The sequence below is a fragment of the Glutamicibacter protophormiae genome, from assembly GCF_014647495.1.
GTDB lineage: Bacteria > Actinomycetota > Actinomycetes > Actinomycetales > Micrococcaceae > Glutamicibacter > Glutamicibacter protophormiae.
On record NZ_BMPH01000008.1, the window covers coordinates 15,125 to 32,879 of the forward strand.

Consider the following 17,755-nt stretch of genomic DNA (forward strand, 5'->3'; position numbering starts at 1 on the left):
GATTAGAACAGTCCCTTAGGTGCGTTGTTCGCGTCGATCACACCGGCGGCGGCCTGGATGTTCAGCTGATCCAGCTCGCCGGCGGCCAGGTTCTCCAGGTTTTCCGCGGCGGCGATGAAGCGGTTGATCTCCGCCTCGTCGACCAGGCCTGCGGCCAGGGTGCGGAACTTGTTGATGTACTGCTCGCGGGCGAACGGACGTGCGCCCAGCGGGTGAGCGTCGGCTACGGCGATCTCGTCGGTGATCACGGTGCCGTCGTTCAGGGTGATTTCCACCGAACCGCCGAAGGCCTTCTCCGAGATGTCCAGCGAGTGGTAGCGGCGGGTCCACTCGGCGTCTTCCTCGGTGGTCACCTTGTTCCACAGCTCCACGGTGTCGGCGCGGCCGGCACGCTCAGGGGAGTAGGAATCCACGTGGTGCCATGCGCCGTCCTGCAGTGCAACGGTGAAGATGTACGGGATCGAGTGGTCCAGGGTCTCGCGCGAAGCGGTCGGATCGTACTTCTGCGGGTCGTTCGCGCCGGAGCCGATGACGTAGTGGGTGTGGTGGCTGGTCTTGATCAGCACCGACTTCACGTTCTTCGGATCGGCGGCTTCCGGGTGCTCGCCGTGCAGCTTGCGGGCCAGGTCGATCCAGGCCTGTGCCTGGTACTCGGCCGAGTGCTCCTTGGTGTAGGTGTCCAGGATGGCGCGCTTGGCTTCGCCGGCCTCTGGCAGCGGCACTTCGTAGGCTGCGTCCTTGCCGTCCAGCATCCAGGCGATGACGCCGTCTTCGCCTTCGTAGATCGGGACAGGGGAGGTCTGGCCGCGCATGGCGCGGTCGGCGGCCTCAACAGCCATCTTGCCTGCGAAGGCCGGGGCGTGCGCCTTCCAAGTGGAGATTTCGCCCTTGCGCGACTGACGGGTGGCGGTGGTGGTGTGCAGGCCCTGGCCAACGGCCTGGAAAATGGTCTCGACGTCCAGGCCCAGCAGGGTGCCGATTCCGGCGGCGGCCGACGGGCCGAGGTGGGCAACGTGGTCGATCTTGTGCTTGTGCAGGCAGATGGCCTTGACCAGGTCGACCTGAATCTCGTAGCCGGTGGCGATGCCGCGGATCAGGTCCTTGCCCGAAGCGCCGGTGTGCTGTGCCACGGCCAGGATCGGCGGGATGTTGTCGCCCGGGTGGGAGTACTCGGCGGCCAGGAAGGTGTCGTGGTAGTCGAGCTCGCGCACTGCCACGCCGTTGGCCCAGGCTGCCCACTCAGGGGAAACCTTCTCGGAAATGCCGAATACCGAGGCGCCCTGGCCGCCGGTGGACGGCGCATGGGTCAGTGCCTGGGAGCGGGCTGCGACGATCGGGCCGCGGTTCAGCGAGGCGATGGCCACCGAGGCGTTGTCGATGATGCGGTTGATGATCATCTCGGTGACTTCGCTGGTTACCTCGACCGGATCGGCGGCAACGGTGGCGATCTTATGGGCCAGCTGGTCTTCGCGGGCCAGGTTTTCCTCGGAGCGGTATACGCGTACTGGGTGGTTGATCATGGAGATGCTACCTTTCGGATCCAACTGTGTATGTCTTGATGTGTGTAAAAGATTTGTGGAGGTGAACAGTGGTGGCGGCGGCCGCCACCTCGGCGTTCCCCTCGGCAATCGCCCAGGCAATGGCCGCGTGTTCGCGGGCCGAGTCGCGCAGCCTGTCGGAATTGTCCTTGGCCAGCCTGCGTACCCGCTGCAGGTGCACTCGCAGGGTGCGCAGCGCGGTGGCCAGATACGGGTTGTTGGCCGCGTCGTCGACCATCTCGTCGAGCCGTGCGACCAGTTGGTAGTAGTCGTCTCGGGCTCCGGAGAGATCCGCCAGGTGCACTGCCTGGTCGAAATCCTCGGCCAGGGCTGCGAACTGAGTGCGGTTCTCCGACAAGGCGGCCTGCCGGGCGCTGGTGATTTCCAGCGCGCGGCGCAGGACGAAGAGGTCTTCCAGATGGTCTTCGCTGACTTCTGAAACCACCACTCCACGGCCCCGCTGCGGGACCGCCAGTCCGTCGGCCACCAATCGGGCCAGTGCTTCACGCACCGGAGTGCGGGAAACTCCTAGTCGTTCCGACTGTTCAACCTCGGCAAGCACGGTTCCCGGGTGCAAGCGCCACTCGACGATGTCGGTGCGCAGGCTCTCGTAGACCTTGTCACTTGCTCTCATGCTTCGAGTGTATACACAAACCGAGTCAAATGGGGCAAAGGGCGGAAAATATTTTAGAAAAGTACGAAATATGTATACACGGATGTTGTGATTGTGTGACTGTAGTCATAGGCTTATATATACGAGGACGAGTCCAGACATTTAACAGGACGCCGGGCAGCGACGCCCGACGCCGGAGGAGAACACCATGGCGCAGACCTACCGCCAGGCCTTTGACCAGGCGAGCACCGATCCGGAGACATTCTGGCTTGAGGCTGCCAAAGATATCCAATGGGATTCGGCGCCGACATCGGCGGTCGATGCTTCGCGCAAACCGTTGTACAACTGGTTCCCCGACGGCATGCTGAACCTGTCGGTCAATGCGCTGGATCGCCACGTGGCCGCCGGCCGCGGCGACCAGGCTGCGCTGATCTACGATTCCGCCATGCTGGGAACCACCCAGACCTACACCTACGCCCAGCTGCTGCATGAAGTCGAGATCTTCGCCGGCGTGCTCGCGGGACGCGGGGTGAAGACCGGGGACCGTGTGCTGATCTACATGCCGATGGTGCCGCAGGCCTTGATCTCCATGCTCGCCTGCGCCCGTATCGGAGCCGTGCACTCGGTGGTCTTCGGCGGCTTCGCGCCCAAGGAACTGGCCGCGCGCATCACCGACTGCGCTCCGGTGGCGATCGTGGCCGCGACCGGCGGCATCGAGCCTTCGCGCCGCATCGAGTACCTGCCGGCGGTGGCCGAGGCGCTGAGCCTGGCCGAGCCGGCGGTGAAGGATGTCATCGTCGCGCACCGCGACGGGTTCGCGCACTCCCTGGACGAATACCAGGGCAAGCCGATCAACGGGCAGGACATCAACTGGCTTGACTGGGGCCAGCTGGCCGAAACCGCGCAGCCGGCCGCACCGGTCTCGGTGCCGTCCACGCACCCGCTGTACGTGCTCTACACCTCCGGCACCACCGGCGCACCCAAGGGCGTGGTGCGCGACACCGGCGGCTACGCCACCGCGCTGCAGTTCTCCATGAACGCCATCTACGACGTGCACCCGGGGGACACCATGTTCACCGCTTCGGATGTGGGCTGGGTCGTGGGGCACTCGTACATCGTCTACGCGCCGCTGATCGCCGGCGCCACCACGGTGCTCTACGAGGGCAAGCCGGTGGGCACCCCGGATGCCGGCGTGTTCGGCCGCATCATCGAGGACCACAAGGTCACCACCATGTTCACCGCGCCCACCGCGCTGCGTGCGGTGCGCAAGGCCGACCCGAGCGGCGAGATGATGACCTCCCACGACCTGTCCAGCCTGCGGGCGCTGTTCGTGGCCGGCGAGCGCCTGGATCCGGATACCTACCACTTCACCTCCGAGCTGCTGAACATCCCGGTGGTGGACAACTGGTGGCAGACCGAAACCGGTTGGCCGATCGCCTCGAACCCGCTGGGCCTGGAGCCGCTGCCCGCCAAGGCCGGCAGCCCCACCACCCCGGTGCCGGGCTTCGATGTGCAGATCCGCGACGCCCTGGGCGAGGAAGTGGCCGCGGGCGAGGAGGGCAACATCGTGGTCCGCCTGCCGCTGCCGCCGGGCGCACTGGTGACCCTGTGGGGCAACGACCAGCGTTTCATCGACACCTACCTGAGCCAGATCGACGGCTTCTACCTCACCGGCGACTCCGGCTTCCTCGACGAGGACGGCTACCTGTTCGTGATGGGCCGCACCGACGACGTGATCAACGTGTCCGGCCACCGCCTGTCCACCGGTGCCATGGAGCAGGTGCTGGCGAGCCACCCTGCCGTCGCCGAATGCGCGGTGATCGGCCTGGCCGATGCGCTCAAGGGCCAGCGTGCCAGCGGCTACGTGGTGCTGAAGTCCGGGGTTGAAGCGGACGAGGAAGCGCTGAAGAAGGAGATCGTGGCCCTGGTGCGCCAGCACATCGGCCCGGTGGCCGACTTCCGCGAGGTCACCGTGGTGGCTGCGCTGCCCAAGACCCGTTCGGGCAAGATCCTGCGCAAGACCATGCGCCAGATTGCCGACGGCAAGGACTACACGGTGCCCTCGACCATCGAGGACACCGCGGTGCTTGACGAACTGATGCCGTTGCTGCGTCCGGAAGCCTAAACCGGAACCGGCTCGAAAACCCGTGCCCGGCCTGCGAAACATCGCTGGCCGGGCACGGGTTTTCTCGTTGTGCGCGGTATTTAGCTGACCGCGACGCCGAACAGCAGCCCGATCAGGTAGGTGGCGGCCATGGTCGCCGAACCCATCAGCACGTTGCGCAGGATCGCCGGCGGCAGCGGGGCGCCGCCCAGCCGTGCGCTGATCCATCCGGTCAGCAGCAAGCCCAGCACCACTGCCAGCGCGGTGTTGAGGATTTCGCTGCCGACAGGCAGCAGGATCATGGCCAGCGGGATCAGCGCTCCGACGGTGAAGGCGATGAACGACGACAGGGCCGCATGCCAGGGGCTGGTCAGCTCGTCCGGATCGATGCCCAGCTCCACTTCCGCGTGCGCCGCCAGCGCGTCATGGGCGGTCAGTTCCTGTGCGACCTGTTTCGCCAGTTCCGCGGACAGCCCGCGCTGCCGGTACAGGCCGGCGAGTTCTTCGAGTTCCTCCTCGGGCTGCTCGCGCAGCTCGCGCTTTTCCTTGGCAATCAGGGCGCGCTCGGTGTCCCGCTGGGTGCTGACCGAGACGTATTCGCCGCCGGCCATGGAAAACGCGCCTGCCACCAGGGCTGCGATGCCGGCAGTGGCGATGGCCGCCAGATTTCCGGGAGACGCCGCGGCGACACCGACCACGACGCCGGCCACCGAAACGATGCCGTCGTTGGCGCCGAGCACCCCGGCCCGCAGCCAGTTAAGCCGCTGGCCCACGTTGTCCTCGACGTGTGCTTCGCCCGGGTGCTGCACGGCGGAAATAATGTCCTGGTTTTCCTCGCTCATAGTGCCATCATGCGCGCTTGATGGCGTGCTGACAAGGATGGTTTGGCTTGGTTAAGTTTGCTTCTGATTACCTGCCGGCCGCGGGGGAGGCCGCCCGGTACTCGTATTCCGGCCGGCCTCGGGTGCCGTGCCGGGGCTGCTTCACCGCGGCCCGGGACTCGGCCAGGTGCTCCAGGTAGCGGCGGGCGGTGACTCGCGACATGCCCAGCTGTTCGGCCAACTCGGTGGCGGAGAACGCCGTACCCGGGCTGGCGTTCAGGTGCTCGCTGATCTGGGCCAGGGTTTCGGGGATCAACCCCTTGGGCAGGGTCGTGGAGGCGCTCGCCGTGCGCAGCGCAGAAAAAGCGGTATCCAGCGCGGCCTGGCTTGCATCCGGCCCGGTGGAGCGCATCGAGGCGATGAACCGGCGGTGGTTCTCCAGCTTCTCGGCAAAGACCGCGAAGGTGAACGGCTTGATCAGGTACTGCGTGATGCCGGTGGCCACCGCCGAGCGCACGACCGCCAGGTCCCGCACCGCGGTGATGGCGATGATGTCGGTGGTCAGTCCGCGCCCGCGCATGCGCTTGGCCACGTCGATGCCGTGCAGGTCCGGCAGCGTCATGTCCAGCAGCACCAGGTCGAAGGGTGCCCCGTCCTGCTGGGCGGCGGCGAGCAAGGCCAGCGCCTGCTGCCCGTTGCCGGCCACCGCGGCGGCGGTGAAGCCTTCAATGCGGTTCACGTAGACCGCGTGGGCCGCCGCCGTGTCGGGTTCGTCGTCGACCACCAGGACCCGCAGCGCAGGCGGGGTCGCGGCGTCGGGGGTGTTCTCGGCGTGCATCTGGCCCATCGGCTCCTCCCGAATTCTGTGTGCCATCTCCACCTGCCTAGGTCCGCGGCCTGAACGGCAGGGTCACGGTGAAGATCGCCCCGGCATCATTGTCCACATTCATTGTGCCATCCAGGCGCAGGACCGCCTGCTGGACCAGCGCGAGCCCCAGCCCCCGCGGCTGCACCCCGGATTTGGTGCTGACCCCGAAGCGCAGCAGGTTCTCCAGGAATTCCGGCTCGATGCCGGGCCCGGAGTCGGCCACCGCGATGATCAGCTCGTCGCCCAGCGCGGTGACCTCCACCCAGACCGTGGCGTCCTCGGTGCCCACCGAGACCTCCAGCGCGTTGTCCAGCAGGTTGCCCACGATGGTGACGATGTCGGTCGCCTGGAACGCGTCGGTGGGGATGAAGCCCTGGGCGCTGATATCCAGCTTGATCCCGCGTTCGTGGGCCTGCGCGGCCTTGGCCACCAGCAGGCTGGAGAGGTAGGCGTCGTCGATGCTGTGCACGATCGCGTCGGTCAGCTGCTGGGAATGCTGCCGGTCGTCCACCGCAAAGGCCAACGCCTGGTCGGCCTTGCCGCTCTCGATGAGGGTGGCGATGGTGTGCAGCCGGTTGGCGTGCTCGTGGGTCTGGGCGCGCAGCGCGGTGGAGAAGGTCTTCAGCGACTGCAGCTCCCCGGCCAGCTCCTGCACCTCGGTCAGGTCGCGCAGGGTGAGCATCTGCCCGGTCAGCGGCTGGATCCCGAACCAGCCGCGCCACGGCCCGCCCATGCGCGGCAAGTTGGCGTTGGTCAGCCGGGCCGGGCCCTGGGAAACGGACAGCACCGTGTGGGCGCCGAGGTGGATCTCATCCTTGCAGCTGCGCCCCGTGGTCATAAGGGCGCGCAGGGTTTCGGGCATCTGCACCTGCTGCGGATTCAGGCCCTCGCCGGGCACTTCCTCGGGCAGGTCCAGCAGCCGGGCCGCCTCCTGGTTGTACAGCACGATGCGGTGCCTGCGGTCCAGCAGCACCAGGCCCTCGCGCACCGAATGCAGCGCGGAGAAGTAGAACGCGTAAAGCCGGCGCAGGCCGTGCGGACCGAATCCCAGGGTGGCCTGGTTGACATAGCGGGAGAAGAACCAGGCGGAGAATCCTGCCAGCAGCAGGGCCAGCGCCGAGACCAGCAGGATCTGCGGCAGCTCGCTGCGGTACTGCAGCTGCAGATTCTGCAGCGTGTAGCCCGAGGAGACCAAACCCACCACGGTGCCGTCGTGGTAGACGGGAGCGATGGTGCGCACGGAATTGCCCAGCGTGCCCACGGCCTGCTCGTTGAAGATCTCGCCGTTCAGCGCCTGGGTCGTGGATCCGATGTACTTCTGGCCGATCTCCTGCGGGTTCGGGTGCGTCACGCGGATGCCGTCGGGGGTCATGATCGTGATGAAGTCCAGGGACTGCGCATGGGCCAGGATCTTGTTCGCGTAGGGCTGCAGCAGCGCGGTGGCATCCGGCCCGGTCAGGGATTCGCTGACGAAAGGGTCGTTGGCCAGTGTGATCGTCACGGCGGCCACCGTGGATTGGCGGTCGTCGAGGATGACGCGGTTTTGCTGCTGGTACGTGGCAATTGCCAGCCCGGCCACCACCAGCAGCACCACGAGCATCTGGGCGGCGAAGATCAGCACGGCGAAGGACCAGCCGTCGCGGGTCAGCGGGGCAGGCTCGCGCGGCGGCGCCTGAACGGCCGGACGATCCGCGAAGTGATCGGTCATCTCGGGGCCTTTCCGCGGCGTGTAGCGCCGCCGGTCTGCGCTGCGGCAGGGATGTACGGGTGCGTGACCAATATGAACTCAACAGAGATGAAAATCACCAGCGCGCACACCATGGACTTAACGATTCTACGGAATGCCGTCCGGCAACGACGCCGGAGCGGTTCTCACTCACAGGACAGGTCACCCCCATGGCTATCACCGAGCACGATTCGGCGGCAACCGATGCGCCGCAGCAGGTAAAGAAGAAGGACCGGACACACTGGCTGTACATCTCGGTGATCGCCGCGGTGGTGCTCGGCGCGATCATCGGGTTGGTCGCCCCGGATCTGGGCAAGGCGCTCAAGCCGCTGGGCGACGGCTTCGTCGCCCTGATCAAGATGATCATCGCCCCGGTGATCTTCTGCACCATCGTGCTGGGCATCGGTTCCATTGCCAAGGCGGCGACCGTTGGCAAGGTCGGCGGCCTGGCGCTGCTGTACTTCATCAGCATGTCCACCTTCGCACTGGCCCTGGGCCTGATCGTCGGCAACATCATCCACCCGGGCGAGGGCCTGGACCTTCAGCCGTACGACCCGTCGAAGCCTGCCAGCTCCAATGCCAGCGTCGACTTCTTCATGTCGCTGATCCCCGGCTCCCTTCCGGTGCTGCCGACCCTCGTGGTCGCACTGCTGGTCGGTTTCGCGCTGCAGGGCATGGGCAAGAGCGGCGAGCCGGTGCTCAACGGCATCCAGGCCATCCAGAAGGTCGTCTTCCGCATCATGATGATGATCATGTGGGTTGCGCCGATCGGTGCCTTCGGCGCCATCGCCGCCGTCGTGGGCGCCACCGGCTGGGCCGCGATCGGTTCCATGGCCATCCTCATGGGCGCGTTCTACCTGACCTGCATCATCTTCATCGTGTTCGTACTGGGCACCATGCTGCGCCTCGTCACCGGCCTGAACATCTTCCTGCTGCTGAAGTACCTGGCCCGCGAATACCTGCTGATCTTCTCGACCTCCTCCTCCGAGTCGGCGCTGCCGCGGCTGATCGCCAAGATGGAGCACGTGGGCGTCTCGAAGCCGGTTGTCGGCATCACCGTTCCGACCGGCTACTCGTTCAACCTTGACGGCACCGCCATCTACCTGACCATGTCCGCGCTGTTCGTCTCGACTGCAATGGGCATGCCGATGAACCTCGGTGAGCAGATCGGCCTGCTGGTCTTCATGATCATCGCTTCGAAGGGCGCCGCCGGCGTGACCGGCGCGGGCTTGGCCACCCTAGCCGCGGGGCTGCAGGCGCACCGTCCGGAGCTGCTCGGCGGCATGGGCGTGATCGTGGGCATCGACAAGTTCATGTCCGAGGCGCGCGCCTTGACCAACTTCACCGGCAACGCGGTGGCCACCTTGTTGATCGGCAAGTGGACCCACGAGGTCGACTTGGACCAGGCCAAGGCCGTGCTCGCCGGCGAGCGTCCATTCGACGAGGCGCTCATGGAAGAAAGCATGCACTAGCCACCACCAGGCCGAAGCCGTGACGACATCCGCACTCCCGTACCCAGCGGGAGTGCGGATGTTTTTCGTTAACTGCCCCGGCAAGATGCCCGTCCCGGGAGCCTCCGTCGCGGCCAGGGCCGGCCGAATTGCCGTTCGTGGCAGGAACGGCGGCCACGCACGCATCAACTACGCGATTCAAGGAGCGCGCGGCATTCCGTATTGACGTGTGCGTATTCCTGCCCAAAGCTATACGGAACACCTGCGGTTCGTGAGGCTCATCTGGCAATGGGGGATGTATGGCACAGGTACGGCGCCCGGTTGTCGCTGTCGCAACGTTATTGCTTCTCGCGCTGATACAAGCCGTGGCGGACCCCACGGGCCTTATGGCCCTGGTCGGATACTCCGGTGCCCTGCCTTCCTCCTCGGCAGGTTGGTGGAGCTTCGCGCCGTATCTGGTGTTTGTCCCGGTGATGGGGGCGATGGCGTGGTGGGTCGCGCATCGTGCCGGCGAAAGGTTCTGGCTTCTTGCCGCCGGACTCACCCTTGCCGTGCTGCTGGCCCAGGCGGCTGCCGCATTGGCAATGTCCGGGAACCTCGCGGTGGCCGGCTGGGCTGCCGGGTACGTGGCGGCCAAGGCGGTACCGGCCGCAGTGATCACCGCCGCGATCACCCGGTGGCTCGGGGGTCCGAGGAGTCCGGGCCGCCATCCGGCCGGACGCAGCCTTCCGCCGGCGCTGGCCTTCGGAGCCCTGTCCACCCTGCTGTCCGGACTGTGGTGGACCGGCGCCGCCTACGCCCCCGGACTGCCCGTACCGCGGCCGGAACGGGGATTCCTGTCGGTGGCAGTTTCGATCGGGCTCCGCCGGAAGCCGGCAAGAGCGGTCTGCCGGTTGCCAGCCGGCATCAAGGTTCACTGCGCTGACCTGAAGCCAGTAAACGCCGGCCGCGGAAAGCATCTCCCGCAGCCGCAAGCCGAGCACAACGCCATGGGGGAGGCTCTGCAGCTCATCGAACGGCACCATGACGTGCTGGCCGGAAAGGATTTCGCGGGCTGGCAACCAATAGCCGCGCACTGCGTGCTCCGGGGACTGCCCGGATAGCCGCTCATCCGGGCCAACGCCCATCCGCGCCGTTTTCTCGATCTGCGCGACCGGGGTGGCCGAGAACAACTGGTTGGCCAGCCGCGATCATCCGGAACTGTTGCCCTCCGGCCGTCGTCCAGCTGCGCTTGGCAAAGCACAGAAAACACCACGCTGCGTGGTGGACCATCGGCATCAAGCTCGACAGCGCCCACGAATCTGCACGCTGCGAGCATCACTTCTGCTTCGACGGTGCCTGCTGGAAGCATGCTCCTCTGCGCCGGATCAGCCTTGCCGAAGGAGCCGGGCGGGCCGCTGCCTGCTGACGGTGCGTAGCCCCCGCCGGCACTTTGCGGCCGATCGGAGAAAATACCCAGCGTCCATACAACATTTGAGTTAAGGTTCAAGGTAAAGGCTCGCCGTGAAAAAGTTGAAAATACCCCGAATGTCCGTCCCGCCCGATAACCTTTAAATGAGCCAAAAGCTCAAAGTTTTTTGTCAGAAATAACGGGAAGTGTGGTTGACCCATCGTGAGCGAGGAACAGGCAAGCAAGGTCCGCGGCGCCGGGATGCTCAAGGAGCCCCGCCCGGTGGGCCCCACCGGCAAACCACTCTCGGAATTCCCCGTACCCGCCGCCCTGCCGTCCCATGGCCCGGCCCGCGTCATCGCCATGGTGAACCAGAAGGGCGGGGTAGGCAAGACCACCTCGACCATCAACCTGGCCGCGGCGCTCGCCGAATACGGCCGCAAGGTGCTGCTGGTGGATTTTGATCCGCAGGGCGCCTTGTCCGCCGGCTTCGGCACCAACCCGCATGAAATGGACGTCACCGTCTACAACGTGCTGATGGATCGCAACGTCAAGATCACCGACGCGATTCGCCACACCGACGTGGAGAACATCGACCTGCTCCCGGCAAACATCGACCTGTCCGCCGCCGAAGTGCAGCTGGTCAACGAGGTTGCCCGCGAGCAGGTGCTCGAACGCGCGTTGCGCCATGTCATCGACGACTACGATGTGGTGCTCATCGACTGCCAGCCGTCGTTGGGCCTGCTGACCATTAACGCGTTGACCGCCGCCCACGGCGTCATCATCCCGCTGACCGCCGAATTCTTCGCCCTGCGCGCTGTGGCGCTGCTGATGGAGACCATCGACAAGGTCAAGGACCGGCTGAACCAGGTGCTGGAGCTGGATGGCGTGCTCGCCACCATGTACGACGCCCGCACCCTGCACAGCCGCGAGGTCATCACCCGCCTGGACGAGGCCTTCGGCGACAAGCTCTTCGAAACCGTCATCAAGCGCACCATCAAGTTCGCAGACGCGAACGTGGCCGCAGAGCCGATTACCTCCTATGCCGCCAACCACCCGGGTGCCGAGGCCTACCGCAACCTGGCCCGCGAGCTGATCTGGCGTGGTGGTGCCCCGTAATGAGCACCATGCTCAGCGAGGACCAACGCGGACAAACCGCCACCGGCGCCCCCGATTCAAGCCCCGAAACGGGCCAGGGGAAGCCGGCTGGCGGTTTTCGCCTTGCTCTGGCCAATTTCAACGGGCCTTTCGACGTCCTGCTGCACCTGATCACCAAGCGCGAATTGGACATCACCGAGGTGGCGCTCGCCGAGGTGACGGACGAATTCATCGCCTACCTGCGCGAGCTGCAGCAGCGCAGCCTCGAAGCAGGCAGCGACGGGATGAAGGTCCTGGATGAAACCACCGAATTTCTGGTCGTCGCTTCCACGCTGCTCGACCTGAAGGCCGCCCGCTTGCTGCCGCGCGGGGAAATGGCCGACGAGGAGGACTTCGAGCTGCTTGAAGCCCGGGACCTGCTGTTCGCCCGGCTGCTGCAGTACAAGGCGTTCAAGCACGCCGCCGCCTTCCTCGGGGAACGCTACGAAACCGAAGGCTCGCGCCGTCCGCGCGAAGTGGCGCTGGAGCCGGAATTCGCCGCGCTGCTGCCCGAGCTGATTTTCTCGATCGGCCCCGAACGCTTCGCCAAGATCGCCGCCGGCGTGCTCGCTCCGAAACCCGAGCCGATCACCGAGGTCGGATTGGACCACCTGCACGGGGCGAACGTCACCATCGCCGCCGAGGCCGAGGCCATCGCGGAGCTTCTGGCGGCCCACGGCGCCATGGACTTCACCGCGCTGGTCGCCGATGCCGCCGAGCATCTGGTGGTTGTCGTGCGGTTTCTGGCATTGTTGGAGATGTTCAGGCAGAAGGTCATCAGCTTCGAGCAGCACGATCCGCTCGGCCCGCTGCAGATCAGCCTGGCCGGGGAATCGGACTTCGACGCCGACGCGGTGCTGGACGACTACGAGGGGAAGGGTGAGGTGGATCATGAGTGAGATTGCACCCATTGACCAGCTCCCCGGAGGCCTGGAATCGGGGCTCGAAGCGGTGCTGATGGTCGCCGATACCCCCGTATCCTCGGCGCGTTTGGCCGAAATCTTCGAGGTGCCGGTACCCCGGATTGCCGCCGCCTTGGAGAGCCTGGCGAGCGAGTATGATAGTAGGGATCGCCCGCGCGGATTTGAACTCCGTCGCGTCGCCTCCGGGTGGCGCTTCTATTCGCGGGCCGATTACGCCGATTTCGTCTCCAGTTATGTGCTCGACGGGCAAACAGCACGCCTGTCACAGGCCGCCCTAGAAACCCTGGCTGTCATCGCTTACCGACAGCCGGTCTCGCGTGGACGTATTTCGGCGATTCGAGGTGTCAACGTCGATTCGGTGGTGCGCACGCTGCTCACCCGCGGATTGATCACGGAGTATCCGGAGATGGGCGACGGTGGAGCGACGCTCTACCAAACGACCGAATACTTCCTGGAACGACTGGGACTGGGCTCGCTTGAAGAGCTGCCTGCGCTGTCCCCGTATCTGCCCGGGGTGGCCGATCTCGAATCGCTCGATTCGGCAACCTACGACGACTAGGCAATGCAGCTGTGCAGCATTGCCCGACAGGACCAACGACGCATGGGGCCCACCGGCCGCATGCGCGCGAATACGTAATAGCAAGGGACAAGTCTTAGCATGAGCAGGGGATCCTCCTCCGGCCGCAATCCACGCGGCAACAATTCGAACTTCGGCGGCAAGCCTTCAGGCTCCCGTTCGGGCCAGGGCGGCAAGCCCGGCACCGGCGGCAAAACCGGCGGGCGCCCGGGCTCCGGCTCGGCCAAGCCCTACGGCAAACCGGCCGACTCCAAGCCCTACGGCAAGTCCGCGGGAGCCAAATCCGGCGGAGCCAAGCCAGCAGGCGGCTCGGCCAAGCGCAACACCTCGGCGGCGCGCAAGAACTCAGAGCGCGCCTTCTCCAAGGAGCGCTTCGGCAATTCGGTGCCGAGCAACTACGCCCGCCCGACCCAGCGCGCCCGCGCCCAGGCCCGCGCCGAGAACCAGGCAGCCCGCATGGAACACGGTGAGCTGCAGGACGGCATCCGCCTGCAGAAGGCCATGGCCAATGCCGGGGTCGCTTCGCGCCGCGTCTGCGAGGAGATGATCCTCGAAGGCCGCGTGGAGGTCAACGGCAGCCTGGTCGTCGAACTGGGCACCCGCGTGGATCCTGCGAAGGACTCCATCCACGTGGACGGCATGCGCATCCAGCTGAACAAGGCGGCCCGCTACTACGTCTTCAACAAGCCCAAGCACGTCATGTGCACCATGGACGACCCCGAGGGCCGCCGCACCATCGCGGACTACTTCAAGAACGAGCACCACTCACAGCGCCTGTTCCACGTCGGCCGCCTCGACTACAAGACCGAGGGCCTGCTGATCCTGACCAACGACGGGGAGCTGGCCAACCGCCTGCAGCACCCGAAGTACGAGGTCCCCAAGTCCTATCTGGTGCAGGTCCCCGGCCCGCTGCCGCGCTCCGTTGGTAAGCAGCTGCGCGAAGGCATCAAGCTGGATGACGGCTGGATCAAGGTCGACGACTTCAAGCTGATCGACCAGTCCCCGAAGCACGTCATGGTGGAAGTGACCCTGCATTCGGGCCGCAACCGCATCGTGCGCCGCATGTTCGACGCCGTGGGCCACCCGGTCGAGCGCCTGGTGCGCGTCGCCATCGGCCCGATCCAGCTCGGCGACCAGAAGCAGGGCATCATCCGTTCCCTGGGCAACCAGGAAGTGGGCCACCTGATGAAAATGGTAGGGATGTAGTCCATGGCCACCTCTCACCTCGCCGGGCCGGTGCTGGTCGTCGGCACCGGACTGCTGGGCACTTCCGTGGGCCTGGGGCTGCGCGCCAAGGGCGTGAGCGTCTACCTGCAGGACATTTCGCCGACCGCCCAGGGCGTTGCCCAGGACATCGGCGCCGGCGTGGTGCTGCACGGGGAGAAGATCGCCCCGGAGCTCGTGGTCATCGGCGCCCCGCCAGACGTCACCGCCCACCTGGTCGGCGACGCCCTGCTGGCCTACCCGAACGCCACCGTGGTTGACATCGCCAGCGTCAAGGGCTCGATCCTCGACGCGGTGCTGGCCGACGGCCGCCTGGGCGAAGCGGAAACCTCGCGCTACGTGGGCACCCACCCGATGGCCGGACGCGAGAAGTCCGGCCCGGCCGCCGCGCGCGGCGAGCTGTTCACCGCCATGCCGTGGGTCATCTGCGCGCATGAGAACGCCCAGCCGGACCGCGTCATGGTTGCCGAATCGCTGGCCATCGACCTGGGTGCCACCATGCACCGCATGTCGGTGACCGAGCACGACGAGTCGGTGGCGCTGATCAGCCACTTCCCGCAGGCCGCCAGCTCCATGATCGCCTCCCGGCTGCTGAACGCACAGGGCCACCAGCTGGCCCTGGCCGGCAACGGGCTGCGCGACACCACGCGCATCGCGGCCAGCGACGAGAAGCTGTGGATCCAGATCTTCGCCCACAACGCCACGGCGCTGATTCCGATCCTGACCGGCATGAAGGAAGACCTGGACCGGCTGATCAACACCCTGCAGCATCCGGATGAGCCCGGGTCGCTGCTGGACCTGTCCCAGCTGATGACCGAAGGCAACGCCGGCCGCGCCCGCATCCCGGGCAAGCACGGTGCCCCGCCGCAGGCCTTTGCCCTGGTCACCGTGGTAGTGGATGACAAGCCCGGGCAGATCGCCGCGCTGCTGGCGCAGATCGGCGAAGCCGGGATCAATATCGAGGACCTGCGCATGGAACACTCCGCGGGCCACCAGGTGGGCCTGGTAGACGTCTCGGTGCTGCCGGGGCGCCGCGACGAACTGATCAACGCATTGATTTTCAACGGATGGAAGGTTGCCCAGTGAGCATCGAGAACAACCAGGGCCGAGCGGACGCAAGGCTTGTCATCGCCATCGACGGCCCCAGCGGTTCGGGCAAGTCCTCGGTGTCCAAGGCCGTGGCCCGCAAGCTCGGCGCCGCCTACCTGGATACCGGTGCCATGTACCGCGCGATCACCTATTCGGTGCTCGCCGACGGCACCGACCTGGATGACGCCGCCGCGGTGGCCCAGGCAGTGCGCGACGCGAAACTGAGCATCTCGGTGGACCCGGACGCCGAACTGGTGGTCATCGGGGAGACCGACGTGACCGAGGCCATCCGCGAACCGCGCATCTCCGAGCAGGTTTCCGCCGTGGCCACCAACCTGGACGCGCGCGCCGAACTGGTGCGCCGCCAGCAGGAGATCATCGCTGCCAACACCCGCATCGTGGCCGAGGGCCGCGACATCACCACCGTGGTGGCCCCGGATGCCGACGCGCGCATCCTGCTCACCGCCTCCGAGGAGGCCCGCCTGCGCCGCCGCGGACTGCAGCTGGGCGGCACCCAGAACGACGCGCAGCTGGCTACCCAGGTGCTGGCGCGCGACGCCAAGGATTCAACCGTAGTGAACTTCACCCAGGCCGCGGACGGCGTGATGACCGTGGATTCCTCGGACCTGGATTTCGAACAGACCATTGCCGCCGTGCTCGACGCCGTCGACACGGCCACCACCAACTAGCCACGAGCTGGTGCCCATCCTCGGCGAGAGCCGATGAAGATTACCGATCGCTGTGAAGGGAAAATCATGAGCGAGAACAACTCCACCCACGACGAGGAATACGTTCCCGTTGGAGACGACGATATCGCCGAGCGCCTTGCCGAACTGAGCGAAGAAGACGCCGCGATTCGCACCAAGGCCCTGCTGTCGGGCCTGGACGACTACGACCTGGACGACGAGGACGCCGCGCTGCTCGCGGGCCTGGACGAGTACGACGAGGATGACAAGGACGTTGTCATCCCGCCGGTGCTCGCCGTCATCGGACGCCCCAACGTGGGCAAGTCCACCCTGGTCAACCGCATCATCGGCCGCCGCGAGGCGGTCGTCGAGGACACCCCGGGGGTGACCCGCGACCGCGTGTCCTACTCCGCGCAATGGTTGGGCCGCCCGTTCACCATCGTTGACACCGGCGGCTGGGAGCACGATGCCAAGGGCATCCACGCCTCCGTGGCCGAGCAGGCGGAGATCGCCGCCGACGTCGCGGATGCCATCCTGTTTGTGGTCGACTCCCACGTGGGAGCCACCGCCACCGACGAGGCAGTGGTGAAGATGCTGCGCCGCAAGGGCAAGCCGGTCTTCCTCGTGGCCAACAAGGTCGACGATTTCAACCAGGAAGCCGAAGCCGCCGTGCTCTGGGGCCTGGGCTTCGGCCAGCCCTGGCCGGTGTCCGCGCTGCACGGCCGCGGCACCGCCGACCTGCTGGACGCTGTCATGGAGAAGCTGCCGACCCACTCGGCCCACGGGGGAGTCATCCCCTCCGGCGGCCCGCGCCGCATTGCGCTGATCGGCCGCCCGAACGTGGGCAAGAGCTCGCTGCTGAACAAGCTGGCAGGCTCCGAACGCGTGGTCGTCGACGACTACGCCGGCACCACCCGCGACCCGGTTGATGAACTGGTCGAGCTGGGCGGGGAAGTCTGGCGCTTCGTGGACACCGCAGGCATCCGCCGCCGCCAGCACATGGCCGTCGGCTCGGACTACTACGCCTCGCTGCGCACCCAGTCGGCCCTGGAAAAGGCCGAGGTCGCCGTGGTGCTGCTGGCCGCGAACGAAACCGTGTCCGAACAGGACGTGCGCATCATTCAGCTGACCATCGAAGCCGGCCGCGCGCTGGTTGTGGTCTTCAACAAGTGGGACGAGGTGGACGAGGACCGCCGCTACTACCTGGAGCAGGAAATCGAACGTGACCTGGCCCACATCGACTGGGCGCCGCGCGTGAACATGTCGGCCTTGACCGGCTGGCACAAGGACAAGATGGTCCCGGCGCTGCACACCGCGCTGGAATCCTGGGACAAGCGCATCCCGACCGGCAAGCTCAACGCCTTCCTGGGCGAGCTCGTCGCGGCCCACCCGCACCCGGTGCGCGGCGGCAAGCAGCCCCGCATCCTGTTCGGCACCCAGGCCTCGGCCCGCCCGCCGAAGTTCGTGCTGTTCACCACCGGATTCCTGGACCCGGGCTACCGCCGCTTCATCACCCGCCGGCTGCGCGAGACCTTCGGTTTCGACGGCAGCCCGATTGAAGTGTCGATGCGAATCCGCGAACGCCGCGGCCGCAACCGGTAACGGTTC

The 17,755-nt window shown here is 66.3% G+C and carries 15 protein-coding genes; 10 read left to right on the forward strand and 5 right to left on the reverse strand.

Annotated elements, in window-relative coordinates:
- Positions 1-2: 2 nt before the first annotated feature.
- Positions 3-1,520 (reverse strand): MmgE/PrpD family protein, encoded by a 1,518-nt coding sequence (locus tag IEY43_RS10415; RefSeq protein ID WP_188948539.1) that lies wholly within the window; start codon positions 1,518-1,520, stop codon positions 3-5.
- Between the two features lie 7 nt (positions 1,521-1,527).
- The gene (locus tag IEY43_RS10420) at positions 1,528-2,172 is read right to left on the reverse strand and encodes a GntR family transcriptional regulator (RefSeq protein WP_188948540.1); all 645 of its coding nucleotides are present in this window, start codon (positions 2,170-2,172) and stop codon (positions 1,528-1,530) included.
- Positions 2,173-2,359: 187 nt separating this feature from the next.
- On the opposite strand from IEY43_RS10420, the gene IEY43_RS10425 reads away from it, so the two are divergent.
- Complete coding sequence (locus IEY43_RS10425; protein WP_188948541.1) at positions 2,360-4,276, forward strand: AMP-binding protein; 1,917 nt, start codon at positions 2,360-2,362, stop codon at positions 4,274-4,276.
- An 80-nt stretch (positions 4,277-4,356) separates the two neighbouring features.
- Here IEY43_RS10425 and IEY43_RS10430 read toward each other — a convergent pair whose 3' ends face one another.
- The 3 genes from IEY43_RS10430 to IEY43_RS10440 form a co-directional block, all read right to left on the reverse strand.
- A complete protein-coding gene (locus tag IEY43_RS10430; RefSeq protein WP_188948542.1) occupies positions 4,357-5,097 on the reverse strand; it encodes a VIT1/CCC1 transporter family protein in 741 nt (246 codons plus the stop codon).
- A gap of 67 nt (positions 5,098-5,164) precedes the next feature.
- Complete coding sequence (locus IEY43_RS10435) at positions 5,165-5,914, reverse strand: response regulator (protein WP_188948675.1); 750 nt, start codon at positions 5,912-5,914, stop codon at positions 5,165-5,167.
- Between the two features lie 46 nt (positions 5,915-5,960).
- Complete coding sequence (locus IEY43_RS10440) at positions 5,961-7,652, reverse strand: sensor histidine kinase (RefSeq protein ID WP_188948543.1); 1,692 nt, start codon at positions 7,650-7,652, stop codon at positions 5,961-5,963.
- A 188-nt stretch (positions 7,653-7,840) separates the two neighbouring features.
- Between IEY43_RS10440 and IEY43_RS10445 the strand changes: the two genes are divergently transcribed.
- From IEY43_RS10445 to der, 9 genes are all read left to right on the forward strand, one after another.
- Positions 7,841-9,142 carry a cation:dicarboxylate symporter family transporter gene (locus tag IEY43_RS10445; protein WP_188948544.1) on the forward strand — a complete coding sequence of 434 codons (1,302 nt, stop codon included), beginning with the start codon at positions 7,841-7,843 and terminating at the stop codon, positions 9,140-9,142.
- A gap of 278 nt (positions 9,143-9,420) precedes the next feature.
- Entirely contained in the window at positions 9,421-10,224 is an 804-nt protein-coding gene (locus IEY43_RS10450) for a hypothetical protein (RefSeq protein WP_188948545.1), read from the forward strand.
- A gap of 548 nt (positions 10,225-10,772) precedes the next feature.
- A complete protein-coding gene (locus IEY43_RS10455) occupies positions 10,773-11,630 on the forward strand; it encodes a ParA family protein (protein WP_229777363.1) in 858 nt (285 codons plus the stop codon).
- Positions 11,630-12,547, forward strand: coding sequence for a segregation and condensation protein A (locus IEY43_RS10460; protein ID WP_188948547.1), 918 nt, complete (start codon positions 11,630-11,632; stop codon positions 12,545-12,547). The genes IEY43_RS10455 and IEY43_RS10460 overlap by 1 nt, the downstream gene beginning before the upstream one ends.
- Complete coding sequence (gene scpB / locus IEY43_RS10465) at positions 12,540-13,130, forward strand: SMC-Scp complex subunit ScpB (RefSeq protein WP_188948548.1); 591 nt, start codon at positions 12,540-12,542, stop codon at positions 13,128-13,130. The genes IEY43_RS10460 and scpB overlap by 8 nt, the downstream gene beginning before the upstream one ends.
- A 99-nt stretch (positions 13,131-13,229) precedes the next feature.
- On the forward strand, positions 13,230-14,354 hold the full coding sequence (locus IEY43_RS10470) for a pseudouridine synthase (protein ID WP_188948549.1): 1,125 nt from the start codon (positions 13,230-13,232) through the stop codon (positions 14,352-14,354).
- Positions 14,355-14,357: 3 nt separating this feature from the next.
- The gene (locus tag IEY43_RS10475; protein WP_188948550.1) at positions 14,358-15,458 is read left to right on the forward strand and encodes a prephenate dehydrogenase; all 1,101 of its coding nucleotides are present in this window, start codon (positions 14,358-14,360) and stop codon (positions 15,456-15,458) included.
- Positions 15,455-16,150: a (d)CMP kinase gene (gene cmk / locus IEY43_RS10480; protein ID WP_229777357.1), complete on the forward strand. Its 696-nt coding sequence runs from the start codon at positions 15,455-15,457 to the stop codon at positions 16,148-16,150. The genes IEY43_RS10475 and cmk overlap by 4 nt, the downstream gene beginning before the upstream one ends.
- A gap of 66 nt (positions 16,151-16,216) precedes the next feature.
- A complete protein-coding gene (gene der, locus IEY43_RS10485; protein ID WP_188948552.1) occupies positions 16,217-17,749 on the forward strand; it encodes a ribosome biogenesis GTPase Der in 1,533 nt (510 codons plus the stop codon).
- Positions 17,750-17,755 lie beyond the last annotated feature (6 nt).

What these genes read in the sequence shown, in the direction of transcription:
- IEY43_RS10475 (WP_188948550.1), top strand. Translation starts at nt 14,358, where the DNA reads ATGGCCACCTCTCACCTCGCCGGGCCGGTGCTGGTCGTCGGCACCGGA.
- IEY43_RS10455 (WP_229777363.1), top strand. Translation starts at nt 10,773, where the DNA reads ATGCTCAAGGAGCCCCGCCCGGTGGGCCCCACCGGCAAACCACTCTCG.
- IEY43_RS10450 (WP_188948545.1), top strand. Translation starts at nt 9,421, where the DNA reads ATGGCACAGGTACGGCGCCCGGTTGTCGCTGTCGCAACGTTATTGCTT.
- IEY43_RS10430 (WP_188948542.1), bottom strand. Translation starts at nt 5,097, where the DNA reads ATGAGCGAGGAAAACCAGGACATTATTTCCGCCGTGCAGCACCCGGGC.
- IEY43_RS10460 (WP_188948547.1), top strand. Translation starts at nt 11,630, where the DNA reads ATGAGCACCATGCTCAGCGAGGACCAACGCGGACAAACCGCCACCGGC.
- IEY43_RS10425 (WP_188948541.1), top strand. Translation starts at nt 2,360, where the DNA reads ATGGCGCAGACCTACCGCCAGGCCTTTGACCAGGCGAGCACCGATCCG.
- IEY43_RS10440 (WP_188948543.1), bottom strand. Translation starts at nt 7,652, where the DNA reads ATGACCGATCACTTCGCGGATCGTCCGGCCGTTCAGGCGCCGCCGCGC.
- IEY43_RS10470 (WP_188948549.1), top strand. Translation starts at nt 13,230, where the DNA reads ATGAGCAGGGGATCCTCCTCCGGCCGCAATCCACGCGGCAACAATTCG.
- IEY43_RS10415 (WP_188948539.1), bottom strand. Translation starts at nt 1,520, where the DNA reads ATGATCAACCACCCAGTACGCGTATACCGCTCCGAGGAAAACCTGGCC.
- der (WP_188948552.1), top strand. Translation starts at nt 16,217, where the DNA reads ATGAGCGAGAACAACTCCACCCACGACGAGGAATACGTTCCCGTTGGA.
- scpB (WP_188948548.1), top strand. Translation starts at nt 12,540, where the DNA reads ATGAGTGAGATTGCACCCATTGACCAGCTCCCCGGAGGCCTGGAATCG.
- IEY43_RS10420 (WP_188948540.1), bottom strand. Translation starts at nt 2,172, where the DNA reads ATGAGAGCAAGTGACAAGGTCTACGAGAGCCTGCGCACCGACATCGTC.
- IEY43_RS10435 (WP_188948675.1), bottom strand. Translation starts at nt 5,914, where the DNA reads ATGCACGCCGAGAACACCCCCGACGCCGCGACCCCGCCTGCGCTGCGG.
- IEY43_RS10445 (WP_188948544.1), top strand. Translation starts at nt 7,841, where the DNA reads ATGGCTATCACCGAGCACGATTCGGCGGCAACCGATGCGCCGCAGCAG.